We start from the raw sequence: 6546 nt of genomic DNA, 5'->3' as shown, positions 1-6546 counted from the left end.
TGCGTGAGATGTGGGGCTATGGTACCGCGGACGTGCAGCTTTTGCGCCATCAGGGCGACTAGCCCGCTCGAGCAGTCTACCGGTGCAGGCAGGCCCGGTGCCTGCCGGATGAAAGGCGGGGGAACCCCAGCCGGAACCTGCTGAAGCCGGACTGCGTGGATGTGGAGCGGACGACACAGGCAATTCAGGACTACAACCGCCACAAGAGGAAGGGAATGCCCACGCTGAAGCTGGGCGCGGACGGGCGGCTACTGATTCCGTCCCGCTGCACCTGCCTTGACGACGGAGAGTACATACCGGCCATCGGAACGCATTACGTTCGCTTTCTGATGCCGGAGGCCCGGAAACTGGCGCCGCCTGTACCCGAGCATGAGCGACGCGGCGGAGGGAGGCGGCGCGTGTGAGCTTTAAAAAACTGCGGGGCGTTTCTCTGCCGGAGGAGAAGCAGGGGATGATCTATTACACTTGTCTGAATCTTCAGGAGCAACCAACATGGATAAAGAAAAAATTTGAACGCCTGTGCATTCAAACGGCAGGCGTGTATCACTGCGCTCTGCGGGAGCTGCTGACTACACAGAACGGAATAACCGGCGTGGCGATGAAGTATCACGTCAGTGAGAGCGTATTGCAGCGGGCGCGAATGCGGTTTTATGAAAGCTGGTAGGTGACTGTAAACCGGGTGTTCACAATTTGTTCAAAGTACCATCAAAGTGCAGAAACCCGGAATTGACTGTGAGGCAGTCGATTTCGGGTTTTGAAGTTGACGGCAACAACACACCTCTTTGTGCTACCATGGAATTAACAAGAGACTTGTGACTTGCAGCCGGGGAGGGAGAGAGGATGGCAAAAAAGGCGCTGACGCCCGAAGAGCTGCGGGCCCTGCCCATGGAGAAGCTGGAAAAGCTGCTGAAGGACCAGCACGTTCTGTTTGTGTTTGAGTATCTGCGGGATTTCAACGGGACACAGGCGGCCATCCGCGCCGGGTATGAGGAAACCAGCGCGGCCAGTCAGGCATGGAAGCTGCTGCGCCGACCGGAAATCAAAGAATACCGGGACCGGAAGGTTCGGGAAATTTTCGAGAGCAAGGGAATCACGCCGGAGTTCATCCAGCTCTCCTGCTTTGAGATTTACTGCCGGTGCATGGAAAAAGAGCCGGTGATGGTCTGGGATACGGAAGCCCACGCGTGGGTCCCCGGCGGGGAGTGGCAGTTTGACGCAAAGGGCGCGCTGAAAGCGCTGGACCAGATGGCCGGGATTCTGGGTATGAAGCAGCCGGGCGCGGCGGAGAAAAAGCCCGGGGAGACGGTGGAGGAGTTTTTATCCCGGACTGGCGGTAACGACCGGGAATTTTAGCGGGAGGTAGCCATGAAAAAAAGGGACGACGGCCTGCTTGCTCTCTGGGAGGGCAGGTATCGCCGTGATAAGAGCGAATACCAGAAGCGGCTGGAACGAATGGACCGGCGGGAGGAGTTATACCGGGGGTCCCGGACGATTAAAGCCACGAATGGCGGCAAAGCGGACGACGCCACCCATGTGCGCAATCTGGTTATGGAACTGATCGAAACGCAGGTGGACAGTAATATTCCCCAGCCAAAGGTGACGGCCGTGCGGGAAAAAGACGAATGGCTGGCAAAAATCATTGAGGACATGATCCGGAACGAACTGAACCGCCTGCCGATGGAGCGGCTGATGGACATTTCGGAGCGCACCTGCCCCATCCAGGGCGGAGAAGGCTTTTTGGCGGAATGGGATGTGACCCAAGGTACCCATACCAGCATCGGGGAAATTCGGCTGACGGAGCTGCACCCAAAGAAAATCATCCCCCAGCACGGCGTTTACAGCGTGGAAGACATGGAGTGGTACTTCATCGACGCCGAAAAAACCAAGGGCTATGTGAAGCGGCGCTACGGCGTTGATTTGGCGGAGGAAGCGGAAGAAAACCCGGAGCTGCGGAACGTTGGCGGAGACGGCGCGGCGGAGGGCCTTGTGACCATCCATATGGCCAACTATCGCAACGAGCACGGAGGAATCGGAAGATTTGTGTGGGCGGGCGACACGCCGCTTGAACATCTGAAGGACTGTCAGGCGCGGCGGCTGAAAATCTGCAAAAAGTGTGGGGCTGTGGGCGATGGCGTGAAATGCCGGGAGTGCGGGTCCGCAAGCTTTGAAGAGCGGGTGGAGGAATACGAAACCCTGACGGACGACATTGTGAAGAGTAACGGAGAGATTATCCCGGCGGAATCCCCGGCTTTGGACGAATTTGGACAGCCGGTAATGGGCGCGGCGGAGGAGCTGCTTCCCATGGATGTGACCGGCGGCATTCTGGGACAGATGCCCGGTGGGGTGAATTCCGTGGGCGTGGCGTCCGGGCCGATAGAGATGGCGCCCACAAAGATTCCGTATTACAAGCCTGACCGCTTCCCTCTGATTATCCGCAAAAACGTGAGCCTCTACGGAGAGTTTCTGGGTCACAGCGACGTGGACGCCATTGAAGACCAACAGAACGCCACCAACAAGCTATCCACCAAAATCAACAAGAAGGTTTTAGGCGGCGGGAGCGTATTGACGCTGCCCGCGGATTTGAAACTGGAGGTAGGCGATCAGGATTTGATGCTGGCCCGGGTGACGAGGCCTGAGCAGATTGAGCAAATCCAGACGCGAAACTTGCAGGTGGACATCTCGGCGGATCTGGCGCTGCTGGGCAATGTGTATGAGCAGGCCCGGCAAACCATCGGCGTTACGGATTCCATGCAGGGGCGCAAGGACCCCACGGCCACGTCGGCGGTTGCAAAGCAGTTTTCGGCACAGCAGGCGGCCGGACGGATGGAAAGCAAGCGGGTGATGAAGCAGGCCATGTTTCAGGACCTGTTCCAGATGATTTTTCAGTTAAAGCTTGCTTATGCCGACGAGCCGCGCCCGGTGGTGAGCTACAACGACCGGGGAGAACGGGAGTATCGCGAATTCAACCGGTGGGACTTTTTGGAGCTTGACGACGCGGGCCAGCCCTACTGGAACGACAACTTTCTGTTTGCCTGCGACGCTTCCGCACCGCTGGCAGGGGACCGGGAAAAGCTGTGGCAGGAAAACCGCATGAATTTGCAGCAGGGGGCCTACGGTCCGCCCAACGACCTGCGGAGCCTGATTCTGTTCTGGGAGGTCATGGAAAAAGAGCATTATCCCATGGCCTCTCTTGTGAAAAAGAACTTGCAGGAACAATTGGAGCAGCAGGCCGCGCAGACGATGGTTCCGGGAATGGACGCGGGGACCGGAATTGCACCGTCCGCGGCGGACATTATGGGGGGTGAGATGCAATGAAATGCCCGAAATGCGGGATGGACGCCATCATCAGCGAAAGCCACAACCGGGTGGAGGGAGACAAAAGCCCCACCGATCAGACTCGCCTTTTCCGGGTGCTGGTTTTCCAGTGCAGGAATCCACAATGCAAGCTCCGGGGGACGGAGATTGGCCGGCAGGAGCTGGCGCAGAAGCTTGAATAAGCGTTTCAATTCGCGTGGTCGGCGGAAAAGACCGAATACAAGGGAAGGGAGGATTTGACCATGGAGAACAAAGGCTATGCGGGCGGAATCAAAAATCAGGGGAGCCAGTTTGTGAAGGCACCGAACGGCAGTGCGCCCAGTAAGAAGGGTACCGTGAAGCAGACCGGCAACGACCTGCGCACCGGCACAAAGGGCGGAAAATAACGCCTTTTTATCAAACATAATCGCAGGGATAGCGGAAAAATCCATGAAAGCGAGGAAAAGATATGCCATTTGAAATGGACCCTGAATATCAGGAGGTTTTTGGAGATTACGGAGGAGAAGAGGACGAACCTCTCACGCCGGATGGTGCGGAAAGCGGGCAGGAACCCGAAGGGAACGGCGACCCGGAACAGCCGGGCGCGGATAATCCGGAAGAGGGCGAGGGCCCCCTGGAAAATCCGCCTCCAGAAGAGACGAACGAACCGGCCAAGCTGCCGGAGCAGAGCGCCGAGGAACGGCACCGGCAGGCGGCAGCGCGGCGGGACCGCGAGTGGGAGGCATATGAACGGGCCAACCAAGCGCGGCGGGACAAAATCTATGCGGATATGTTCCGGGGGCAGACGGACCCCTATACTGGGAAGCCCATTACTACGGAGGCAGAATATCTGGCCTTCGAGGAGAACCGGCAGCGGAAGAATCAGGAAACCGTGTTGCAGGAGGCCGGAATCAAGCCGGACGTGCTTGAAAGTCTCATTGACCAGAGAGTATCCCAGCACCCGGCGGTAACCGCCGCGCAGCAGGCGGCGGCAGCCGCAAGAGCGCAGCAGGCCATGGCGGCGGAGCAGCAGGCACAGGGAGCTATTGCGGAAGAGCTTCAGAAAATTACCGCGATTGACCCCGCCGTCAAGCCGCTGGAGGACATTGCGAAGATGCCCACGGCGGCCGAGTTTAACCGGTATGTACAGCGGGGAAACACGCTGGAAGAGGCGTTTTATTTGGCAAATCGGAAAGACATTGAACAAAAACGGCTGGCGGCCGCGAAACAGACCGCCATCAATCAAACACGCAGCAAGCAGGGCCTTCTCAGCGGCGCAGGTGAGGGCGCGCCGGGGATCAGCGTTCCGGCGGCGGATGCCGCGGCATATCGGGAGTGGTTCCCGGATGCCACGGACGAAGAAATCGCCAAAAACTGGTCCAAATTTGAGAAGTCCTGCCGCTGACGCAGAAAGGAGCTATCAATGTTCAGCACTAAGAAAATGGGCGTCGGCCTGACCGCGCCCTTCGTGTATCTGCCGGGAACGGCGGGAGAAACATTTACGGCGGGGGAGGCGCTGGTGCTCTCCGGAGGGAAGCTGACTAAATGCGGCGCCACCGCAAAGCCCACCTATATCGCGCTGGGGCCGGCGGACGGCAACGGAACGGTCCCGTGCGCGGAGGTTCAGTCCTATATGGACTTTCAGACAACCCTCAGCGCAGCGCCTGCCGAGGGCGCGACGCTGGCACCGGGAGACAAGGTGACTCTGAGCGCGGACGCGTTGCAGGTGACGGCCACCAAAGCCTCCGGCGTGGCAACCATCAAAAGAATTGACGGTCAGACGGTGGATTCCGTCGTGATCGTCAGCTTCTAAGGAAAGGAGATAGAAACAATGGCCTTTTGCACAGTGAGCATTGCCGGCGCGCAGAACGACAGCCGGTTTGGCAAATCCCAGTTTCCCATTAAAAGCTACATCGAAAAAAAGGGAGAGGGTTTTGAGCAGCAGAGCCTGCTGAAGCATCTGTTCCGCATGGACACCAGCCGCAACTTTGGCGAGAAATACACCGGGGACACCGCCATGGAGGATTTTGAACCCGTGGGCGAGGGCGGGACCTATCCCGAGAACAATTTTGGGGAGGGCTTCGACCAGACGCTGGAGCATATGACCTGGAAAAACCGCTTTGTGGTCACCCGGGAAATGGCAGACGACAACAAAATCGGTTCCATGAAAAAGAAAGCCAGCAAGCTGGTGACCGCCTATAACCGCACCCGGGAAAACTTCGGCAGGGCGCTGTATCTGGGCGGGCTCTCCGGGGCCACCGTGGACTACAAGGGAAAGAAGTTCAAAACCACCTCGGCGGACAAACAGCCTCTGTTTTCCAAGGTTCACCCCAATCTGGTGGACAACAAGAAGCAGAGCAATCTGTATGCGGACGTGTTCTCCGTGACTGCGCTGGACGCGGCGGAGACGGCCATGCAGAACACAAAAGGAGACACCGGGGAGCTTTTGAGCGTGGCCCCGGACACCATTTGGATTCCCAATGATCCCGTTCTGAAGCGGGCGGTGTTTGCCGCCATCGGCGCGGATAAGGACCCCACCACCGCCAATAATGCCTTCAACTTCCAGTTTGGCCGGTGGAACGTGATGGTGGACCCGTATCTCACCTACATGATGAGCGTGATGGGCGTCACCGGCACCCCGTGGTTCCTGTTGGACAGCAAATTTTTTGAGGACCAGGACGGGCCGGTCTTTCTGGACCGCACCAAGCTGGATGTGAAGTCCGTGGTGGACGACAACAACGACAACAACCTGTGGAATGGGTTTGCTCGTTTCACTGGAGGCTTCGTGGACTGGCGGTTCGCACTGGCGGGCGGCGTGACCGGCGGGTCTAATCTGTGAGCAAAAGCCCGGGGGAATTCTCCCGGGCTTTTCCAAAAAGGGGGCTTTTGCATGACTTGGGCGGAAATGAAACTTAAAACGCTGCAACTGATGTTTTCCAACGAGAGTGCCACGCTGACGGAAGACGACGGAAATCTGGAGTACATCAACGCAATGCCAGGGGTGTGTAACGACGCGCTGGGATTAGTGACGGCGCAGCTTCCCATCCGCGGACAGTTTGTCATTGAGATTTCGCCCGGCGCGGCGGAGGCGGTGGAGGAAGACGGAAAGCTTACGCTGCCGGTGAATCCGAACACAGCCTATCAGGTGGAGCTGAAGGACTACTGCCCGGACTTCCGGGCCTTGGACGCCGAGGAAATCTATCAGGATATTGGCGGAACGCACCGGCACATGACGGCGTACAGCGTGGAAAA

The 6546-nt window shown here is 58.1% G+C and carries 10 protein-coding genes; all 10 read left to right on the top strand.

All coding sequences use genetic code 11. From position 1 onward, the window contains the following. The first annotated feature begins 161 nt into the window (after window positions 1-161). The gene (locus RTK01_RS15455; RefSeq protein WP_312281833.1) at window positions 162-404 is read left to right on the top strand and encodes a hypothetical protein; all 243 of its coding nucleotides are present in this window, start codon (window positions 162-164) and stop codon (window positions 402-404) included. Then, the gene (locus tag RTK01_RS15450; protein WP_312281832.1) at window positions 401-664 is read left to right on the top strand and encodes a hypothetical protein; all 264 of its coding nucleotides are present in this window, start codon (window positions 401-403) and stop codon (window positions 662-664) included. Before RTK01_RS15455 ends, RTK01_RS15450 begins: the two co-directional genes overlap by 4 nt. Window positions 665-840: 176 nt before the next feature. Beyond that, window positions 841-1353 (top strand): terminase small subunit, encoded by a 513-nt coding sequence (locus RTK01_RS15445; RefSeq protein WP_312281831.1) that lies wholly within the window; start codon window positions 841-843, stop codon window positions 1351-1353. 12 nt (window positions 1354-1365) lie between these two features. Continuing rightward, entirely contained in the window at window positions 1366-3315 is a 1950-nt protein-coding gene (locus RTK01_RS15440; protein ID WP_312281830.1) for a hypothetical protein, read from the top strand. Further along, window positions 3312-3497: a hypothetical protein gene (locus RTK01_RS15435; RefSeq protein WP_312281829.1), complete on the top strand. Its 186-nt coding sequence runs from the start codon at window positions 3312-3314 to the stop codon at window positions 3495-3497. The genes RTK01_RS15440 and RTK01_RS15435 overlap by 4 nt, the downstream gene beginning before the upstream one ends. A 60-nt stretch (window positions 3498-3557) precedes the next feature. After that, window positions 3558-3701, top strand: a complete 144-nt coding sequence (locus RTK01_RS15430) for a hypothetical protein (protein ID WP_312281828.1) — start codon at window positions 3558-3560, stop codon at window positions 3699-3701. A 62-nt stretch (window positions 3702-3763) separates the two neighbouring features. Then, a complete protein-coding gene (locus tag RTK01_RS15425) occupies window positions 3764-4699 on the top strand; it encodes a hypothetical protein (RefSeq protein ID WP_312281827.1) in 936 nt (311 codons plus the stop codon). Window positions 4700-4717: 18 nt separating this feature from the next. Continuing rightward, on the top strand, window positions 4718-5107 hold the full coding sequence (locus tag RTK01_RS15420) for a hypothetical protein (protein ID WP_312281826.1): 390 nt from the start codon (window positions 4718-4720) through the stop codon (window positions 5105-5107). A gap of 18 nt (window positions 5108-5125) precedes the next feature. Beyond that, window positions 5126-6133, top strand: coding sequence for a hypothetical protein (locus RTK01_RS15415; RefSeq protein ID WP_312281825.1), 1008 nt, complete (start codon window positions 5126-5128; stop codon window positions 6131-6133). Window positions 6134-6184: 51 nt separating this feature from the next. Then, window positions 6185-6546: hypothetical protein (locus tag RTK01_RS15410; protein ID WP_312281824.1), on the top strand; the 362-nt coding region annotated here is incomplete at its 3' end.

Source organism: Oscillibacter sp. (assembly GCF_031978065.1).
In the GTDB taxonomy this organism is placed as follows: Bacteria; Bacillota; Clostridia; order Oscillospirales; family Oscillospiraceae; genus Oscillibacter.
The sequence above is the reverse complement of the archived record's forward strand: the minus strand, read 5'-3'. Positions and strand labels throughout refer to the sequence as shown.